The sequence below is a fragment of the Streptomyces durocortorensis genome (assembly GCF_016901035.1).
Lineage (GTDB): Bacteria > Actinomycetota > Actinomycetes > Streptomycetales > Streptomycetaceae > Streptomyces > Streptomyces durocortorensis.
Genome location: NZ_JAFEUF010000147.1, coordinates 1 through 18336 on the forward strand (window position 1 = coordinate 1; position 18336 = coordinate 18336).

Genomic DNA, 18336 nt, shown 5'->3' on the forward strand with positions numbered 1-18336 from the left:
GCGTATGTGATTTACACGTCGGGTTCGACGGGCCGGCCGAAGGGTGTGGTGGTCTCCCACGCGGGGCTGGCGAGTTTTGCGTTGGCGGAGGTCGAGCGGTTCGCGGTCGACAGCCGCAGCCGTGTGCTGCAGTTCGCTTCGCCGAGTTTCGATGCTTCGGTGTTGGAGCTGGTGATGGTGTTCGCTGCGGGTGCTGCGCTGGTGGTGGGTCCGGAGGGTCCGTTGGCGGGTGAGGTGCTGGCGGAGGTCCTGGACTCGCTGGAGGTCTCGCACGCGTTGATTCCGCCGGTGGCTCTGGCGAGTGTGCCGGCGGGTGAGTATCCGTTCCTGCGGTCGTTGGTGGTCGGGGGTGACGCGGCCTCGGCGGAGCTGGTGGACCGGTGGGCTCCCGGCCGCCGCCTCGTCAACGCTTACGGCCCGACGGAGTCGACGGTCATGGCGACGACCTCCGGTCCGCTCGCGGCGGGTTCAGGTGTTCCGGTGATCGGCACCGCCGTCCCGAACACCCGGGTCCGGGTCCTGGACGCTGGGCTCAGGCCGGTGCCGGTAGGCGTGGCAGGCGAGCTCTACGTCTCGGGTGCAGGTCTGGCGCGGGGCTATTTGGGGCGTCCGGGTCTGACCGCTGAACGCTTCGTGGCGGACCCGTACAGCGCTGCCGGCGGGCGGATGTACCGCACGGGTGATGTGGTGCGGTGGACGCCGGCAGGTGAGCTGGAGTTCCTGGGGCGTGCGGACGACCAGGTCAAGGTGCGGGGCTTCCGTATCGAGCTGGGCGAGGTCGAGACGGCTGTCGGCGCACACCCGCACGTTGGTCAGGTCGCGGTGGTGGTGCGGGAGGACCGCCCGGGCGTGAAGCGCCTGGTCGCCTACATCATTCCCACCGATGTGGGCGTGCATGTGGATGCGGTCCGGGCGGACATCGCCGGCCGCCTCCCGGACTACATGGTGCCCTCGGCCTTCGTCGTCCTGGACGCCCTGCCGTTGACGGTCAACGGCAAGCTCGACCGGAAAGCCCTCCCCGCCCCCGAGGCCGAAGCGCCCTCCGGCGGCCGCGGACCCCGCTCCGTACAGGAGGAGATCCTCTGCGGCCTCTTCGCCGAAGTGCTGGGGGTCGAGCGGGTCGGCATCGATGACAGTTTCTTCGAGCTGGGCGGCGACAGCATCACCTCCATCCAGCTCGTGAGCCGGATCCGCAGCGTGCTCGGCGTCAAGCTCAGCAACCGCGGCATCTTCGAGACACCCACGGTCGCCCGCCTGACGGACGCACTCGCCTCCGACTCCGACGGTGACGGCTTCGAAGTGATGCTGCCGCTGCGCACCGGAGGCACCCGGCTCCCGCTCTTCTGCCTGCACGGTGCCGGCGGGCTCTCCTGGCCCTACTCGTCGCTGCTCCGGGCCATCCCTGCCGACGTCCCGATCTACGGGCTCCAGGCCCGCGGGCTGGACGGCGAGGAGGTCATCGCGACCGGGGTGGCGGAGATGGCGGCGGACTACGTGGCACAGATCCGCGCGGTCCAGCCCTCGGGGCCGTACCACCTCGTCGGCTGGTCCTTCGGCGGTCTGGTGGCACACGAGGTCGCCACCCTCCTCGTCGAGGCGGGGGAGAAGGTCGCTCTGCTCGCCAACCTCGACCAGACCCCGTACGACGCGTCCTGGGAGGACGAGGACTACACCCTCCCCACCGAGCGGGACGTCCTGGAGACCCTCCTCGACTTCGTCGGGCACGACCTCACCGACCTGCCGGAAGGGCCGCTCGACCACGCATGGGTGATGGAGACCATCCGGGGGAGGGACAGCGCGCTCGGCAGCCTGGAGGAACGCCACATCACCGCCTTCATGCAGGTCGGCATCAACAACCACCGGCTCAGCGCCGATTACCGGCCGCGGAGCTTCGACGGCGACCTGCTGATGTTCGTGTCCACGGTCGGCACCGACGACCCGGCGGGCAAGGCGGCTTCCTCGGCCGACTGCTGGCGCCCGCACGTGACGGGCGCGGTCCAAACCCATCTGATCGACGCGCACCACGGAAACCTGCTGCAACCGGAGCCCGCCGCCGAGATCGGCCGGGTCCTTCACCAGAGGCTCGTCGAACTCGGCTGACACGGCCGGGCGACAACGACATCACCGCAACGAAACGGAGTTGGCCGTCATGGAAACGGCGATAACAGCGGAAGGCCTCCGCAAGAGCTACGGCGACCACCATGCCCTGAAGGGCATCGACCTCACGGTCCCGGCCGGAACGGTCCTCGGGGTCCTGGGGCCCAACGGTGCGGGCAAGACCACGACCGTACGGATTCTGGCCACTCTGCTCCAGCCGGACGGGGGCCGCGCCACCGTGGCCGGGTACGACCTCGCCAAGCAGCCGGTGGAGGTCCGTCGCAACATCGGCCTGACCGGCCAGTACGCGGCCGTGGACGAGCGGCTCACCGGCCGGGAGAACATCGAGCTGATCGGGGTCCTGCTGCATCTCGGACGCCGGGCGGCCAAGGCGCGGGCGGCCGAGCTGCTGGAGCAGTTCGGACTGACCGACGCGGGCGACCGGATGGCGAAGACGTACTCCGGCGGTATGCGCCGCCGGCTCGACCTCGCCGCCAGCCTCGTCGCCAGGCCGCCGGTGCTCTTCCTCGACGAGCCGACGACCGGGCTCGACCTCACGAGCCGGCTCGCCCTGTGGGACACGATCCGCGACCAGGTGAGGAACGGCACCACCGTGCTGCTCACCACCCAGTATCTGGAGGAGGCGGACCAGCTCGCCGACCGGCTGGCCGTCATCGACAAGGGCACGGTCATCGCCGACGGCACCCCGGACGAGCTCAAGCGGAAGGTCGGCGGAGAGCGCCTGGAGGTGGCGGTGGCCGACCCCGCCGATCTGGCCGCGACCGCCCGCGCCCTGGCCGCCGTGTCCCCGGTCGACCCGGTCGTCGACGAGGAGACCCGCAGTGTGTCCGTCCCGCTCACGGGAGGGGTCGCCGCGCTCTCCGCGGCGGCGGCGGGTCTGGACGAGCTGGGCATCGAGCCGGAGGACTTCGCCGTACGGCGTTCCTCGCTCGACGACGTGTTCCTCGCGCTGACCGGGCACACGGGCGCGTCGGACGGGCAACCCGAGACCGACCCCACGGAGCAGCAGAAGAGCGGGCCGCGGAAGTCCGCGCAGACGAAGGAGAAGGAACCGGCATGACCGAGGCAATCAGCGACTCCCTGGCCCTTGCGGGCCGCCAGATGCGGCACATCCGGCGCATGCCGGAACAACTGCTCGGCATCACGGTCATGCCGATCGCGTTCGTCGTGGTCTTCGGCTACCTCTTCGGCAGTGCGATGCAGGTGCCCGGCGAGGGCGGCTACAAGGAATACATCATGGCGGGCATCTTCGCCCAGGTGATGCTCGCCAACATCACCACCACCGCCGTCGGTGTGGTCAACGACCTCAACAACGGTCTGGTGGACCGCTTCCGCGCGCTGCCCATCGCCCGCTCGTCGGTGCTCATCGGCCGCACCGGAGCCGACGCCGTGCTGGTCACCTGGACCTGCGCCATGATGGCTCTGGTCGGATATCTGATCGGCTGGCGCGCCCACAACGGCGTACTCCAGACCCTGGGCGGTTTCGGCCTGCTCCTGCTGATGGGCTTCGCGATGTCGTGGCTGGGCGCCCTGATCGGGCTGACCCTGCGCAACGTCGAGACGGTGAGCGCCCTGTCCGGCATCATCATGATGCCGCTCGCCTTCCTCTCCAACGCGTTCGTGCCGCTGGACGGCCTGCCCGGCTGGCTGCGCACGATCGCCGAGTGGAACCCGGTCAGTGCGGTGGTCTCGGCCAGCCGTCAGCTCTTCGGCAACGAACAGGGCGCCACCTCGGGTGCTCTGCCCGCCGAACACCCGGTCGCCGCATCGCTGATCGTGCTGGTGGTGCTGCTCGCGGTCGTGGTGCCGCTCGCGGGACGCGCGTACGAGAAGGCGGCCGCCCAGCGCTGAGTCCGCGACGGCGGCCGGCGGTCAGCGTCTGGGGCCGCCGACCATCAGGAACAGCACCCGCATCACCAGCACACAGCTGATCACCAGCAGGTTGTAGCCGAAGAACTCGAAGAGCCCGAGGCCCTCGCTGATCCGCGGCCCGCCGCCCGTCCGCAGCAGCTGCACACCGACCAGTCCGATGACGCCCCCGAGGAACGCCAACAACACCTCATGCACCAGGGAACGGATGTAGCGACGGTCCTCGGGGTCGCCGAAAAGGCGCACTCCGACGACCATGTGGCCGCTCTCCACCGCACTGCCGATGCGTTCGATACGTCGGGGGAGCCGCCGCAGCATCGGTATGACGCCGAGCAGTTCCTCGGTCAGCGTGCGTCCCAGCGCCTCCGGCCTGAGCTTGTGCAGATGTCGGCTGACCGCGAACGAACGGGCCTCGGAGACGATGTCGAAGCCCGGCACGAGCCGGTCCAGCGACCCCTCCATGGTGGCCAGCGCACGGAAGACGGCCGCGATCTCCGGCGGGACGGTGATGCCGTGCCGCGAGACGATGGCGAAGAGGTCGGCGAACATCTCCCGGTCGGGCTTGATCCCCGGGGCGAAGTGGCGGGCCAGGAACTGGCCGAGGGCCCGCTCAAGACCCCGCTCGTCTATCTGCTCCGGCCGTGCGACCAGCTCCAGCAGGCTGTCGCAGAGGCTCGGAGGATCGCCGCGGTGCAGGGCCAGGAGCATATTGCTCAGCGTGGAGCGCAGCGACCGGTCGATCCGGCCGACCGACCCGAAGTCCAGCATGCCCAGGCGGCCGTCCTGGAGCAGCAGCAGGTTGCCGGGGTGCGGGTCGGCGTGGAACACCCCGCTGGTCATGATCTGGCCGAGCAGGCACTCCAGCATGGCGCGGGCGAGTGCCTGGCGGTCGAGGCCGCGCTCGTCGAGAGCGCCGGACACGTTGTTGAGAGGGGTGCCGTCCATCCACTCGCTGACCAGGACCCGCCGGCTGCACAGCTCCTCGTGCACCGCGGGCACAAGGATGGCGGATTCGCCGACGAGGGACGTCTTGATCGCGGCGGCCACGGACAGGGTGTTCCGCGCCTCGATCCGGAAGTCCAGCTCCTCCTGGAGCGAGACGGCGAAGCCCTGCGCCAGCGCCACCGCACCGACGCTGCGTCCCCAGTCGGAGTGCAGCTCGATCTTGGTGGCGAACCGGTAGAGGATGTCCAGGTCGTCGACGACGATGGAACGGGCCGCGGAACGCTGCACCTTGACCGCGACCTGCTCGCCGGAGTGCAGCCGGGCCCGGTGCACCTGGGCGATGGAACCCGCGGCCAGCGGTTCGCGGTCGAACGTGGCGAACACCTTGCCGGGCGGGGCCCCGAGCTCCTCGGTCAGCACCTGCTCCACCGCGTCCCAGGGCTCGGGCGCTGCCTGGTCCTGGAGCTTGCTCAGCTCCTCGATGAACTCGGGCGGCAGCAGGTCGTAACGGGTCGACAGCACCTGGCCCAGTTTGACGAAGGTGACACCCGCCTCCTCCAGGGCCTGGCGCAACGAGGGTGCGAGCGCGACGCGTTCGGCGGCCGCGCCCGGACCGCGCCGCGACTTGCCGCTGAAGAAGCGGCCGAGACCGTGGCGGACGAATATCCGGCTGAGCCTGCTGTAGCGGCGGGTGCGGGCGAAGCGACGCCGCAGGGCCCGGGGAAGCCGTACCAGGCCGGGGAGCGTCCCGCTGGGCATCACCAGTTCGGTGACCGCCAGGAAGGCCATCGCCACCAGGAGCGCACCCCCGATCTCCAGGCTGATCAGGGCCAGCGGCTCCACGTCGCGCAGCGGCCTGCTGATCAGGGTGGCCGCGACCAGGCCGACTCCGGCGGTGAGCACGGCACGGCCCTTGCCGATCCTGATGCCGAGCAGCCTGCGGGCGCCGGAGGCGAGCCCGGTGAGGAAGACGGTGAGGGAGAGCGCCGCGAGCAGGACGAGGACCGCTGTGTTCATCGCTCCCGCCGGCGCCGGAGGTGGTAGGAGACGGTGACGGCGGCGAGGAGCGGGCCCCACAGCAGGAGCGGCGCGTAGCACCAGCCCATGACCGCCCGGGCCCCGCCGGTCAGGGTGTCCTGGTCGACCGAGTCCCAGATCATGAGCTGACTGAACGTCACCAGCGTGAGGATAAGGGCGCCGAGGGCCGCGGGGACGACGGCGGCCATCGGCCGCACGGGCCTGCCGCCGATGAAGGGGAGCCAACGCGGGGCGACCAGGCCCCAGTTGCTGACCAGCCCGAGGGTGAGCAGCGCCGCGGCCTCCTGTGCGAGGCTGATCAGCGGGAGGATCAGATAGCCGATGCCGGGGATGTCGTAGTCGGTGCGCAGGACTTCGTCGCTGTAGCCGACCGGGATGCCCGCCGCCATCGCGAGGCGCCAGAGCGACGAGGGCAGGACGACCAGAGGGACGGCGTGGGCCGCCCAGCGCGCCCAACGGGGTGGCGGGGGAGTGGTGCAGGTCGGCGACTGGCCGTCGGCGCTGCTGGTCTGTGTGGTCATGAGCGTAAGACTGCCCATCATCTCGTAGGCGGTGCAACCGGCCGAAATCCGGCACACCCCGCGCCCGGTTACGGGGTGCGGGATGTGCCGGACGCGATCCGGTCGTTCGGTCGTGCCGTCGGGTCCGGGTGGAGCCGACGACGGGTCAGGCGCTGTGGTCACCACCGGAAGGGGTGGTCACGGGAACGCGCCGGTCCTCTTCCCCGGCCGCGTCCCCGGGCCTCGGCGGGTCCTCGCGCCGGCCGCCGGGCCACCCGGCCCGGTCGCCGAGGAGCGTGGTCACCGCGGGGACCAGCAGCAGGGCCATCACGAAGGCGGTCAGCAGAATGCCGAAGCCGACCGCGAAGCCCATCTGCTGGAGCATCGAGTTCTCGGCGAGCAGCAGCACGCCGAAGGTGCCGGCCAGAATGACGGCGGCCGCGGCGATCGTGGAGGCGGACTGGGTGGTCGCCCGGCGCACGGCCTCCGCCGGACTGCTGCCGCCCCGGATCTCCTCACGGATCCGGGCCACGATGAGGATGTTGTAGTCGGTGCCGATCGCGACGACGAAGAGGTACACGACCACCGGCAGGGTGAAGAGCAGCCCCTGCTCGCCCAGGATGCTCTGGAACAGCCACACCGTGGAACCGAGGGTGGCGGCGAAGCCGAGGCCGACCGAGAGCATCAGGTACCAGGGCGCGACGACGCTGCGCAGCAGCAGGCCCAGGATGACCATGATGGCGAGGCCCGCGACGGGGAAGACGATGGAGTAGTCGCGCGAGGTGGCGTCCTGGATGTCGGCGAGCACCGCCGTGGTGCCGCCGACGACCGCCCGGGTGCCCTCCGGGGCCGCCTCGTGCGCGGCGTCCCGCAGCGGACCGGCGACCAGCTCGACGGCCTCGTCACTGGCGGGCTTCTGCTTCAGCACCACCCCGAACTGCGCGGTGTCGCCCTGCGGGCCGACGGCGGCCGGGGTGACCTGGCCGAGACCGGTCGCGCGCAGCTTCTCCTCGTACGCCGTGATCTGCGCCGGGTCGAGCCGCTTGCCGTCGTCGGCCTCGACCAGCACCCACGTGGGATCGGTCTGTCCGGCCGCGAACCCGCGCTGCACGTCCTCCGCGGCCTGCACCGACTCCAGGTCGTCGGGGAGCGAACCGGTGCTGTCGAACTGGGGGGTGAAGTTGAGGACGCCCACGGCGAGCACCGCGAGCAGCCCCCCGGAGGCGGCGGCCACCCGGGCGGGCCGACGCGCGATGAGCGTGCCGACCCGGTGGGCGAAACCGTGGTCGGGCTGCTTGCGCCAGGCCTTCGACGGCCAGAACGCCTTGGTCCCGAGCAGGGAGAAGACCGCCGGTACGAGCGTCAGCGCGGCGACGAGGGTGACCGCCACCGAGATGGCCAGCGCGGGGCCCATGGCCCGCAGCATGCCGAGGCTGGACAGCAGCAGCGCCAGGAAGGCGGTGATGACCGCCCCGGCCGCCGAGGCGATGGTCTCGCCGACCCGCGCCACGGCCTCGGTCATGGCCTCCTTCGGCGCCCGGCCCGCACGCAGGGACTCCCGGTAGCGGAAGAGCAGGAAGAGGATGTAGTCCGTTCCGACGCCGAACAGCACCACCACCAGGATCGAGGTGATCGAGGCGTCTGCCTGGAAGCCGCCCAGTTCGGCGGTGGCCGAGATCAGCCCGACCGCGACCCCGAAGACCAGACCGATGATGAGCACCGGCAGGATCGCGATCAGCGGACTGCGGAAGATCACCGCGAGCAGCAGGATGATCAGGACCAGGGTGGCCATCATGATCATGGCGTCGGTGTCGCCCGCCGACTCCTGGGAGTCGAGGGCCGTCGCCGTCGCGCCGGTCACCCCCATCTGCAGGGAGGTGCCTTTCAGCAGCGGCCGGGCCTCCTCGCGCAGCTCCTTCACCGACTCGATCAGCTCGGGATCGTAGGCGTTCTTCGTGGTGGCGTTGATGTTCGCCAGGGCGATCTCGCCCTTCGGGGACACCGCCTCCGGGGTCGTCGCCACCTTCTTGATCTTCTTCAGCCCGGCCTCGTCCAGCGCCGCGGCGATCCGCGTCACGTCGGCCTTGTCGGCGTCGGTGAGCGCGGCCTTGTCGGTGCGCTGGAACACCGCTATGGACGCGGGCTGTTCCTGCTGCGGGAAGGCCCGCTCCTGCACCTCGGCCGCCCGCACCGACTCGTAGTGGGACGGCAGGAACTCGGCCTGGTCGCTGACGGACTTGAGCGGGGGCGCGAGCGAGGCCGCCGCGACCGCGGCGACCAGCCACGCGAGGATGGTCAACCAGGGGTGTCTGACGGCGGACCGCCCGATCCTTCCGAACATGGTGCTCCTTCGAGGGACTTCCAGGACGTCTGAAGTGTGGAGCCCGACAGTCCGGTCAGGCCGGGGGAGCAGCGGTATGTGACATCAACATGCCGCCCCGCGCCGATCCGCTCACTCGCAGCCGCGCTGCCAGTTCCAGCCGACGAAGCTGTGCTTCAGCTCGACGTCGAAGTCGCAGGACGCGGTGCCGTCCGCCTTGAGCGTCACGGTGGTGGAGTGCGTGTTCGCGTACCAGGCGCCGGTCGGGTCGAAGACCCCCTGGTACGAGAACTCCGCCCGGGCCTCGTTGACGGAGGCCGGGCAGCCGGCGATGCAGTCGGCGCTCTTGCCGGAGGACTTCAGCGACCAGCCCGCGTTCCACGGTTCGCGGTTCCACTCCTGGGTCGCGTCGGTGGCCGAGGAGGTGACCGCGGTGCCGTCGAAGGACCAGTCGGACGTCGTGTAGAGACCGGTCATCCGGATGTTGCAGCAGTCGTACATCTCCGACCAGCTGCGGACCTGGCGGGTGTCCGCGGCGGTACGCGAGGAGTCGGTGGCGGCCGGGGCGCCGGACTTCGGCACCAGGCGGGCCTCGCCCAGCACCGGGGTGCAGTCGGGGCCCAGGGTCACCTGCTGCCGTATCGCCATGCCCTCGGGCGGCAGGGGCAGGGCTCCGGACAGCTTCACGTCCGTGCACTCCCGGCTCTCACCGGAACCCGGCGCGGGCGTCGCGCCCGCCCGGTCGGGTACGGCAGCGGTGGAGGCGGCGGCGGGGAGCGCGGTCAGGGAGAACAGACCGGCCGTGAGCGCGGCGAGCACGATGCGGGGGCGCAATTTTCTTGCCTTTCCTCGGGATTCCGCCAGGGAGCGTATGCGCGGGCGACGAGGTCCGGACCTGTTCGGAGCTGTGAGGAAAAAGGTTGGCACGAAGCTGACAAATCCCGTGTCCCGGCCGGTCCGTGCCGTTCTGGCACCTTCATGTCAGCTCCGTTGCCCCGGGGAGAGGCCGCGACCGAGAGTGGTGGCCGATATGCGGACAGACGTTCCGCCGTGCGACGGAGGATGCCCGTGGACGCCCATGACCGGTACGAAGGCGCTCTGTCCCTGCTGAGCCGCCCCGACGGCCTCATCGGCCGGCTCGTCCCCGGCGAACCCGGCTTCCAGGCCCGGATCGCCGAGGCGCTGGCCGATGCGGAGAAGCGGCTCCAGAGCTGTGCGGCCGGCGCCCCCGACCCGCGGATCGCGGAGGTCACCGGACACCTCGTGGCGGCCGGCGGCAAACGGCTGCGGCCCCTGCTGGTCCTCCTCGGCGCCGAGTTCGGCGAGCCCTGGCGGGACGGGGTCGCCCAGGCGGCCGTCGTCGCCGAACTCGTCCACCTCGCCTCCCTCCACCACGACGACGTGATGGACGGCGCCGACACCCGGCACGGCGTGCCGAGCGTCCACGCCCGCTGGGGCGAGCGCGTCGCCGTGCTCGGCGGGGACTGGCTGCTCGCCCGCGCCGCCCAGCTCGCCGCCGTCCTCGGTGCCGAAGCCGTACGCCTCAACGCCCACACCGCCGGACGGCTGGTCGCCGGGCAGCTGCGCGAACTGGCCGGGCCCGCACCGGGCGAGGACCCCGTCGCCCACTACTTCCAGGTCGCCGCGGGCAAGACGGCCGCGCTGCTGGCCATGTCCCTCGGCATCGGCGCCTTCCAGGCCGGTGCCCCCGCCCCGTACGCGGAAGCGCTCACCGAGTACGGCGAGCAACTCGGCATCGCGTTCCAGATGGCCGACGACCTGCTGGACCTCAACGCCCCCGCGGAGATCACCGGCAAGGAACAGGGCAAGGACCTCCTCGCCGGGGTTCCGAGCCTTCCCGTGCTGCTCGCCGGGGCGGGGGAGGACGACGGGGACCGGGAGCTGCGCGCGCTGATCGAAGCCGGACCGGCCGCCGGACCCGCGGGTCACCGCCGGGCGCTGGAGCTCTTCGGCCGCTCACCCGCGACCGCCCGGGCACGCGCCCTGATGCACGAACGGCTGGAGCTCGCCCGTACCGCCCTGGGCGTCCTGCCGGACCTGCCCGCCCGCCGCGCGCTCGGTGAGCTCTGCGATGTCGTAGCCCTCCGGTCCCAGGGCCTGTCCGGTTAGTCGAAGGAGTCGGCCATGACGATGGATGAGCGAGTCGGTGAACTCGCCCGGATACGGGGCGAGGCCGTCGAAGCCGCACCGAAGGCGACCGAGGCGCAGCACGCCAAGGGGAAGCTGACCGCCCGGGAGCGGATCGAGCTGCTCCTGGACGCGGGTTCGTTTCGGGAGGTCGAGCAGCTGCGCCGGCACCGGGCCACCGGGTTCGGCCTGGAGGCGAAGAAGCCGTACACCGACGGTGTGATCACCGGGTGGGGGACGGTCGAGGGCCGGACGGTCTTCGTGTACGCGCACGACTTCCGGATCTTCGGCGGGGCGCTGGGCGAGGCCCATGCCACGAAGATCCACAAGATCATGGACATGGCCATCTCGGCCGGTGCGCCGCTGGTGTCGCTGAACGACGGGGCCGGGGCCCGTATCCAGGAGGGCGTCTCGGCGCTCGCCGGTTACGGCGGCATCTTCCAGCGCAACACGCGTGCTTCCGGGGTGATCCCGCAGATCAGTGTGATGCTCGGCCCGTGCGCGGGCGGCGCGGCCTACAGTCCGGCGCTGACCGACTTCGTGTTCATGGTCCGTGAGACCTCGCAGATGTTCATCACCGGACCGGACGTCGTGAAGGCGGTCACCGGCGAGGAGATCACGCAGAACGGCCTCGGCGGCGCGGACGTGCACGCCGAGACCTCCGGCGTCGCGCACTTCGCGTACGACGACGAGGAGACCTGCATCGCCGAGGTCCGCTACCTGCTGTCGATGCTGCCCGCCAACAACCGGGAGAAGCCGCCCCGCACCGCCTCCGCCGACCCGGCCGACCGGCGCTGCGACGCTCTGCTCGACCTCGTGCCCCTCGACGGCAGCCGCCCCTACGACGTGTCCGAGGTGATCGAGGAACTCGTCGACGACGGCGACTACATGGAGGTCCACGAACGCTGGGCAGGAAGCATCGTCACCGCCCTCGCCCGGCTCGACGGCGACGTCGTCGGCATCGTCGCCAGCCAGCCCCGGGTGCTGGCCGGAGTGCTCGACATCCACGCGTCCGAGAAGGCCGCCCGCTTCGTGCAGCTGTGCGACGCCTTCAACATCCCGCTCGTCACCCTCGTCGACGTACCCGGCTTCCTGCCCGGCGTCGACCAGGAGCACGGCGGCATCATCCGCCACGGCGCCAAACTGCTCTACGCCTACTGCAACGCCACGGTCCCCCGCGTGCAGGTGATCCTGCGCAAGGCGTACGGCGGTGCCTACATCGTCATGGACTCCCGCTCCATCGGCGCCGACCTGTCCTTCGCCTGGCCCGCCAACGAGATCGCCGTGATGGGCGCCGAAGGAGCCGCCAACGTGGTCTTCCGCCGCCGGATCGCGGCCGCCGAGGACCCCGACGCCCTGCGGGAACAGCTGGTCAAGGAGTACAAGGCCGAACTCATGCACCCCTACTACGCCGCCGAGCGCGGGCTCGTCGACGACGTCATCGACCCCGCCGACACCCGGACGGCACTCATCGGCGCACTCGCCATGCTGCGCGCCAAACACGCCGTCCTGCCCTCCCGCAAACACGGCAACCCGCCCCAGTGAGGAGAAACCGATGTCCGCACCGGCACTCCAAGGCCCCCTGAGCTCCACGCTCTTCAAGGTGATCAGAGGCTGCCCCAGCCCCGAGGAACTCGCCGCCGTCGCGGCCCTCCTCACCGCACTGTCCGCCTCCGCCGCCCCGCCCGCCGCCGACGCGGACGCCGGCCGGTCCGGGGACGCGGCCGGCTGGGGACGCCCGGAGGGCTTCCCCCCGGTCTCCTGGATGGCCCGGCGGTAGGCGGCACGCCCGGACCCCGAATGGCAGCTTGCTGACGCCCTCGTTGCAGGGCCCGGGAAAGCCCTGCTTACTCAGTCCCAGACGGCGGAACCTGCCGTACGGCACGGCTGCGGCCGCGATCAGGAGGCAGCTCGTGCTTCAGGTGGTTTTCCGGATCCTGGGGCCGTTGGAGGTCACCGTCGAAGGCCGGCCGGTGGCCCTCCAGGGCGCCCGTCAGCGCACCATCATGTCGATGCTGCTGCTCGCACCCAACCGGGTCGTGTCCGTGGACGCCCTCGCCGACGCCGTATGGCGCGGCAACCCGCCCGCCACCGCCCGCAACCAGATCGCCATCTGCGTCTCCGCGCTGCGCAAGACCATCAAGAACGCCGTCGGCGTCGAGGACATCCTCGTCACCAGCCACCCCGGATACATGCTCTACGCCGGCGAACACCGCATCGACGCCGCGGAGTTCGAGGAACACGCGGCCCGCGGCCGGGAGGCGGCCCGCCGAGGCCGCACGGATGAGGCGTGCGCCCTCCTGGAGGAGGCACTCGCCATGTGGCGCGGCCCCGCGCTCGAAGGTGTCTCGGCCGAACGCGTCGAGGCCGAGGCCGCCCGGCTCACCGACATGCGCCTGGACGTCTACGAGGAGTACGCGGGCCTGCGTCTGCGGCTCGGCCAGCACCGGGAGATGATGGGCGAACTCGTCGCCTTCGTCCGGGAGCACCCGCTCCGGGAACAGGCCAAGGCCCACCTCATGCTCGCCCAGTACCGCTCCGGCCGCCGCGCCGAGGCTCTGGAGACCTACCGCGACGGACAGCGCATCCTCGTCGAGGAACTCGGCATCGATCCCGGCCCCGAACTCCGCGACCTGCACGAGGAGATCCTGGCCGACTCCCCGCGCCTCGGCCTGCCCGTCGAACCCGCCGAACTGACCTCCCAGACCACCGTCCCGGCCCATCTGCCGCCCAGCGCAGCATCGTTCACCGGGCGACGGCGTGAACTGGCCTCGCTCGACCGGCTGCTGGACCACCTGGAGGGCAGCGCCCTGCCGGTCGGCTCCATCACCGGCACCGGCGGCGTGGGCAAGACCGCCTTCGCCGTGCACTGGGCCCACCAGGTCTCGGCCCGCTTCCCCGACGGCCAGCTCTTCGCCGACCTGCGCGGCTACGACGCCGAGGAGGCGCCCCGCAGACCCGGTGCCGTACTCGACCGCTTCCTGCGCGCCCTCGGTGTGCCCGGCGCGCAGATACCCGCCGAACAGGCCGAACGCACCGCTCTGTTCCGCAGCGTCCTCGACGGACTCCGGGTGCTCATCGTCCTCGACAACGCGCGCTCCTTCCAGCAGATACGCCCGCTGCTGCCCGGCAACGGGCGCTCCTGCGTCCTCGTGACCAGCCGCGACAGCATGGGCGGCGCGCTCGCCGGCGACTACTTCTTCGTCCCTCTCCACCTCGGCGCGCTCGAACAGGACGAGTCCATCGCCCTCCTCTCCCGGGTCGCGGGCGACGACCGCTTCGGCGGCGACCCGGTCGGTGCCGCCCGGCTCAGCGCCCTCTGCGACCGCCTTCCCCTCGCCCTGCGTATCGCCGCCGCCCGACTGGCCGCCAAACCGCACTGGTCGGTGCGGACCCTGGTGGCCCGACTGGAGGACCAGCACCGCAGACTCGACGAACTCAGCCTGGACGAAAGGGGGGTACGTGCCGGCCTCCGGCTCAGCTACCGCGGACTCCCCCCGGAGACGGCCCGGATGTTCCGGCTGCTCGGCGCCCTGAACGTGCCCGACTTCGCCGCCTGGGCGGGCGCGGCCCTCCTCGGCATCGACCCGGTGGACGCCGAGGACCTGATCGAACAGCTCGTCGACGCCCAGCTCCTGGAGCCGCTCAGCGCCGCCACCGGCCACGTCCGCTACCGGTTCCAGGACCTGCTGCGGCTCTTCGCGGGCGAGTGCGCCGAGGCCGAGGACCCCGAGGAGGAACGACGGGCCGCGGTCCGGCGGGCCTGCGGCGCCTGGCTCGGACTCGCCGGAGAAGCCCACCGCCGGGTCTACGGCGGCGACTACACCGTCGTCCACGGCCCCGCCCCGCTGCATCCGCTCCCCGGCCACCTGGTCGACAGCCTGCTGGAGAACCCCATGGAGTGGTTCGAGAGCGAACGCTCCTCGATCACCGGACTGGTCGGCCTGGCGGCCAAGCACGACGAGTCCGCCTACGCCTGGGACCTCGCGATCACCAGCGTCACCCTGTTCCAGAACCGCAACTACCTGGAGGACTGGCGGCACTGCGGCGAACGCGCCCTCGAAGCGGCCGTCCGGACCGGCGACACCCTCGGCGAGGCGGCGATGCTGCACACGATCGGCACCCTGGAGATCGTCCAGTGGTCCTACGACGCCGCGCACGAACGGCTCAGCCTGGCCCTGCGGCTGTTCGAGGCGCAGGGCCAGGCTCAGGGACGTGCCCTCGTGCTCCGGAACCTGGCGCTGTGCGAACGCCATCGCGGAGACATGGATCGTGCCAGGCAGATGGCACGCCGATCGCTGGAGATCTTCCGCACGGTCGGCGACCACTACGCCGAGGCCCATGTGCTGGGACTCCTGGCGCAGATCGAACTGGAGCGGGGCGACCCGCAGGCGAGCCTCGTGCTGTCCTCGGAAGCGGTGGCCCGGAGCCGTGGACTGGGCACCGCGAGAGGAGAGGCGCAGAGCACCGTCCGCCTCGCCGAGGCGCTCCTGCACCAAGGGGACGGGGAGCGCGCGGAAGAGGCCTCCCGGCGCGCGCTCGAACTGGTACGGGACAGCGGTGACCGCCGGGGCGAAGCCCACGCGCTGCGGACGCTGGGCGAGGCGCTGTGGCGCCGGGGGCGGACCGAGGAGGCGGAAGTGGTCCTCCGGGACGCGCTGGAGACCGCGGTCAAGGTGCCCGACCGCTACCTGGAGGCGCGGACGGCGATCGTCATCGGCTGCGTACGGGCGCTGCGCGCGGACCGGGCCGGCGCGGCGGGCAGCTTCAAGACGGCACAGGACGTGTTCACCGAGGTGGGGGCGCCGGGCTGGCAGGATCGCTGCACCCGACTGCTGGAGGAACTCGGGGACCGTGAACGCCCCGACGAGGAGAAGCTGTTCGAGCTCGTACGGCCCTGAGGCCGCCCGGCGTCACGTCCACGGATCGTCCAGCACCGTGACCGGGGCGCTCGTCCACGGGTCGTCGCCCGCCACGGCCGAACCCGCGCCGCCGCCGTACACCGCGCCGCCCACCGCCAGCAGGAGAGCCGCACCGGCCGTCAGACGGCCCACCGTCCCCTTGACGGACGCCGGGGAGATGAAGGTCCTCATGGTGTTCCTCCTTGGACGAGGTCCGATGCCGGACCGGGTACGTTTCCGGGTCGGCATCGCGCTTTTGCCCCGCCGATGTCCAGTAACGCTACGGAGGAGGCTTTTTACTGCTCTTTCGGAACGCTTTCGGCAGAGCGAAATCGACGCGATGCCGGCGAAAAACGCGAGCTCAGTAGGTTCCTCGGCAGTCGGCCCGCGATTCGGAACGGGCCCGCGGACAGCGGGGGAGGCCTCTCATGGACCTCAGGATCCTCGGAGCCGTGGGGGCCGAACTCGACGGCCGCCCGGTCCCACTCGACGGCAGCAAGCAGCGCACCGCCCTCGCGGCCCTGCTCCTCGCCGAGGGCACGGTCCTGTCCGACGAACGGCTCACCGTCCTCCTGTGGGGCTGGCAGCCGCCCGCCACCAGCACCCGGCAGCTCTACACCTACGTCTCCCGGCTGCGCACCCGCCTGGGCTCCGGCCTCCGCCTGGAACGCCACGGCACCGGCTACCGGATGGACATCGGTGACGCGTCCTTCGACCGGACCGCCTTCCGCACGCTCGCCGCGATGGGCCGCGCCGATCTGCTGGCCCGCCGCTACCAGGACGCCGAGCGCCGTCTCGACCAGGCCCTCGGGCTGTGGCACGGGCCGGCCCTGACCGGCGTCACGGAACAGCTGAGGGAGTCGGAGGCCTCGCAGCTGGAGGAAGCCCGGCTCGCCGCCCTGGAGGACCACGCGGAGGCGGCGCTCGCCCTCGGCCGGCACACCGAGCTGATCCCCGCGCTCACCCACCAAGTGGCGCTCCAGCCGATCCGCGAACGGCTCCGGGGCCAGCTGATGACGGCCCTGTTCCGCAGCGGCCGCCAGGCCGACGCCCTCGCGGTCTACGACCGGGGGAGCGAGGCCCTCGCCGGTGAACTCGGCATCGACCCGGGGCCCGTCCTGCGTACCCTGCGCCAGGAGATCCTGACGGGAGCACTCGCCCCGCCCGAGGCCCCCGAACGGGACACGGCCACGGTTTCGCACACCCCGGCCGTCGCAGCACGAGCGGCGCAGCCGGAAGCCTTCCCGGCTTCCCCGGCGCCGGCTTCCCCGGTCCCGGCGGTCTCCCCGCCCACGCTCACCCCGGCCACCGAGGCGACTGCCCTCACCGACCGGCACTCTCCGGTCCCCGCCACGCTGCCCGCCGCCCCCGCCGACTTCGTCGGAAGGGCCGCCGAGACCCGGGAACTCCTCACCGCACTGCGCGGCCGCCGAGGCGCGGTGATCACCGGCGCCACCGGCACCGGAAAGTCCGCCCTGGCCCTGCGGGCGGCCGAACAGTGCCGCGAGGACTTCCCGCAGGGACGGCTCTACGCGGACCTGCGCACCGCGGACGGCGGCCCCCGGGCTCCCCGGGAAGTCCTCGGCTGGTTCCTGTCCGCCCTCGGTGTCCCGCCTGAGCGCACCCCGGGGGGCCTCGACGAGCGGATCCAGCTCTACCGCACCCTGCTGTCCACCCGCCGCCTGCTCGTCGTCCTCGACCATGCCTTCGACGACGCGCAGGTACGCCCCCTGCTGCCGGGCGAAGGACCGAGCCGCACGCTCATCACCGGAGTCCGATCCCACCTCGCTTCCCTCGAAGGCCTGCACATGGTGCGCCTGGGCGCTCTGGAACCCGCCGAGGCGGGACAGCTCCTCGCCGCCGTCGCAGGGCCCGAACGGCTCACCGCGTCGCCCGAGGCCGCCGCCCGCATAGCGGAGTCCTGCGACCGGCTGCCCCTCGCACTGCGCATCGCCGCGGCCCGGCTGGCCGCACACCCGCACTGGACGGCCGGGATGCTCGCCGACCGGCTGGCCCGGCCCGGCCGGAGGCTGGCGGAACTACGTCTCGGCAGCCTCGACCTGCGGTCCGGGCTGCGGAACGTCGCGGACCAGCTGGACCCGGCCGACCGGACGGCCGCGGGCATCCTGGCGGCCACCGGACTGACCCGGCTGACCGCGGGGGACGCCGCCGCGTTGCTCGGCACGGCGGCGGACGAGGCGGAGGAGCTCCTCGAACGACTGGTGGACGCCCGACTGCTGGACGCCTGGAGCACCGACGGCGCGAACGGGCTGTGCTACCGCTTCCCACCGCTCGTCCAGCTCTTCCTCCAGCCTCAACACGCCCCGGCCCCCTGCTGAAACCCGCGCATCCCACTCCGTGCGCCCCGGCCCCGCGCATCCCACTCCGAGCGCCCCGGACCCCCGCACCCCGCTCCGTGCGCCCCGGCCCCGGGGGGGGGGGGGGGCCGGCGGCGGCGCCCGCGCCCGCCCGGACGAGCGGGGGGAGCGCGGGGGGC

General features: G+C 71.9%; 13 protein-coding genes. 8 read left to right on the top strand and 5 right to left on the bottom strand.

The genetic code is table 11. The annotated features are described in order from the left end of the window. From JS521_RS23925 to JS521_RS23935, 3 genes are all read left to right on the top strand, one after another. Window positions 1-2100: amino acid adenylation domain-containing protein (locus JS521_RS23925; protein ID WP_205085006.1), on the top strand; the 2100-nt coding region annotated here is incomplete at its 5' end. A gap of 49 nt (window positions 2101-2149) precedes the next feature. Continuing rightward, window positions 2150-3178 (top strand): ATP-binding cassette domain-containing protein, encoded by a 1029-nt coding sequence (locus JS521_RS23930; protein ID WP_205085007.1) that lies wholly within the window; start codon window positions 2150-2152, stop codon window positions 3176-3178. After that, window positions 3175-3969 (top strand): ABC transporter permease, encoded by a 795-nt coding sequence (locus JS521_RS23935; protein WP_205085008.1) that lies wholly within the window; start codon window positions 3175-3177, stop codon window positions 3967-3969. The genes JS521_RS23930 and JS521_RS23935 overlap by 4 nt, the downstream gene beginning before the upstream one ends. Before the next feature lie 21 nt (window positions 3970-3990). On the opposite strand, the gene JS521_RS23940 is transcribed toward JS521_RS23935, so the two are convergent. The 4 genes from JS521_RS23940 to JS521_RS23955 all read right to left on the bottom strand — a co-directional run bounded on the left by JS521_RS23940 (window position 3991) and on the right by JS521_RS23955 (window position 9624). Continuing rightward, on the bottom strand, window positions 3991-5949 hold the full coding sequence (locus JS521_RS23940; protein WP_205085009.1) for an ABC1 kinase family protein: 1959 nt from the start codon (window positions 5947-5949) through the stop codon (window positions 3991-3993). Continuing rightward, window positions 5946-6491 carry a hypothetical protein gene (locus tag JS521_RS23945; RefSeq protein WP_205085010.1) on the bottom strand — a complete coding sequence of 182 codons (546 nt, stop codon included), beginning with the start codon at window positions 6489-6491 and terminating at the stop codon, window positions 5946-5948. Before JS521_RS23945 ends, JS521_RS23940 begins: the two co-directional genes overlap by 4 nt. A 145-nt stretch (window positions 6492-6636) precedes the next feature. Then, window positions 6637-8811 (bottom strand): MMPL family transporter, encoded by a 2175-nt coding sequence (locus JS521_RS23950; RefSeq protein ID WP_205085011.1) that lies wholly within the window; start codon window positions 8809-8811, stop codon window positions 6637-6639. A gap of 111 nt (window positions 8812-8922) precedes the next feature. After that, the gene (locus JS521_RS23955) at window positions 8923-9624 is read right to left on the bottom strand and encodes a hypothetical protein (RefSeq protein ID WP_205085012.1); all 702 of its coding nucleotides are present in this window, start codon (window positions 9622-9624) and stop codon (window positions 8923-8925) included. 234 nt (window positions 9625-9858) lie between these two features. Between JS521_RS23955 and JS521_RS23960 the strand changes: the two genes are divergently transcribed. From JS521_RS23960 to JS521_RS23975, 4 genes are all read left to right on the top strand, one after another. After that, the gene (locus JS521_RS23960; RefSeq protein WP_307847942.1) at window positions 9859-10920 is read left to right on the top strand and encodes a polyprenyl synthetase family protein; all 1062 of its coding nucleotides are present in this window, start codon (window positions 9859-9861) and stop codon (window positions 10918-10920) included. A 15-nt stretch (window positions 10921-10935) separates the two neighbouring features. Beyond that, window positions 10936-12483 (top strand): acyl-CoA carboxylase subunit beta, encoded by a 1548-nt coding sequence (locus tag JS521_RS23965; RefSeq protein ID WP_205085013.1) that lies wholly within the window; start codon window positions 10936-10938, stop codon window positions 12481-12483. Window positions 12484-12493: 10 nt separating this feature from the next. Next, window positions 12494-12718, top strand: coding sequence for an acyl-CoA carboxylase epsilon subunit (locus JS521_RS23970; RefSeq protein ID WP_205085014.1), 225 nt, complete (start codon window positions 12494-12496; stop codon window positions 12716-12718). Window positions 12719-12851: 133 nt separating this feature from the next. Beyond that, on the top strand, window positions 12852-15839 hold the full coding sequence (locus JS521_RS23975; protein WP_205085015.1) for an AfsR/SARP family transcriptional regulator: 2988 nt from the start codon (window positions 12852-12854) through the stop codon (window positions 15837-15839). 12 nt (window positions 15840-15851) lie between these two features. Here the strand turns inward: JS521_RS23975 and JS521_RS23980 are convergent, their stop codons facing one another. After that, window positions 15852-16031: a hypothetical protein gene (locus JS521_RS23980; RefSeq protein WP_205085016.1), complete on the bottom strand. Its 180-nt coding sequence runs from the start codon at window positions 16029-16031 to the stop codon at window positions 15852-15854. Window positions 16032-16267: 236 nt separating this feature from the next. On the opposite strand from JS521_RS23980, the gene JS521_RS23985 reads away from it, so the two are divergent. After that, window positions 16268-18178 carry an AfsR/SARP family transcriptional regulator gene (locus tag JS521_RS23985; RefSeq protein ID WP_205085017.1) on the top strand — a complete coding sequence of 637 codons (1911 nt, stop codon included), beginning with the start codon at window positions 16268-16270 and terminating at the stop codon, window positions 18176-18178. Window positions 18179-18336 lie beyond the last annotated feature (158 nt).

What these genes read in the sequence shown, in the direction of transcription:
- JS521_RS23930 (WP_205085007.1), top strand. Translation starts at nt 2,150, where the DNA reads ATGGAAACGGCGATAACAGCGGAAGGCCTCCGCAAGAGCTACGGCGAC.
- JS521_RS23935 (WP_205085008.1), top strand. Translation starts at nt 3,175, where the DNA reads ATGACCGAGGCAATCAGCGACTCCCTGGCCCTTGCGGGCCGCCAGATG.
- JS521_RS23940 (WP_205085009.1), bottom strand. Translation starts at nt 5,949, where the DNA reads ATGAACACAGCGGTCCTCGTCCTGCTCGCGGCGCTCTCCCTCACCGTC.
- JS521_RS23945 (WP_205085010.1), bottom strand. Translation starts at nt 6,491, where the DNA reads ATGACCACACAGACCAGCAGCGCCGACGGCCAGTCGCCGACCTGCACC.
- JS521_RS23950 (WP_205085011.1), bottom strand. Translation starts at nt 8,811, where the DNA reads ATGTTCGGAAGGATCGGGCGGTCCGCCGTCAGACACCCCTGGTTGACC.
- JS521_RS23965 (WP_205085013.1), top strand. Translation starts at nt 10,936, where the DNA reads ATGACGATGGATGAGCGAGTCGGTGAACTCGCCCGGATACGGGGCGAG.
- JS521_RS23970 (WP_205085014.1), top strand. Translation starts at nt 12,494, where the DNA reads ATGTCCGCACCGGCACTCCAAGGCCCCCTGAGCTCCACGCTCTTCAAG.
- JS521_RS23980 (WP_205085016.1), bottom strand. Translation starts at nt 16,031, where the DNA reads ATGAGGACCTTCATCTCCCCGGCGTCCGTCAAGGGGACGGTGGGCCGT.
- JS521_RS23985 (WP_205085017.1), top strand. Translation starts at nt 16,268, where the DNA reads ATGGACCTCAGGATCCTCGGAGCCGTGGGGGCCGAACTCGACGGCCGC.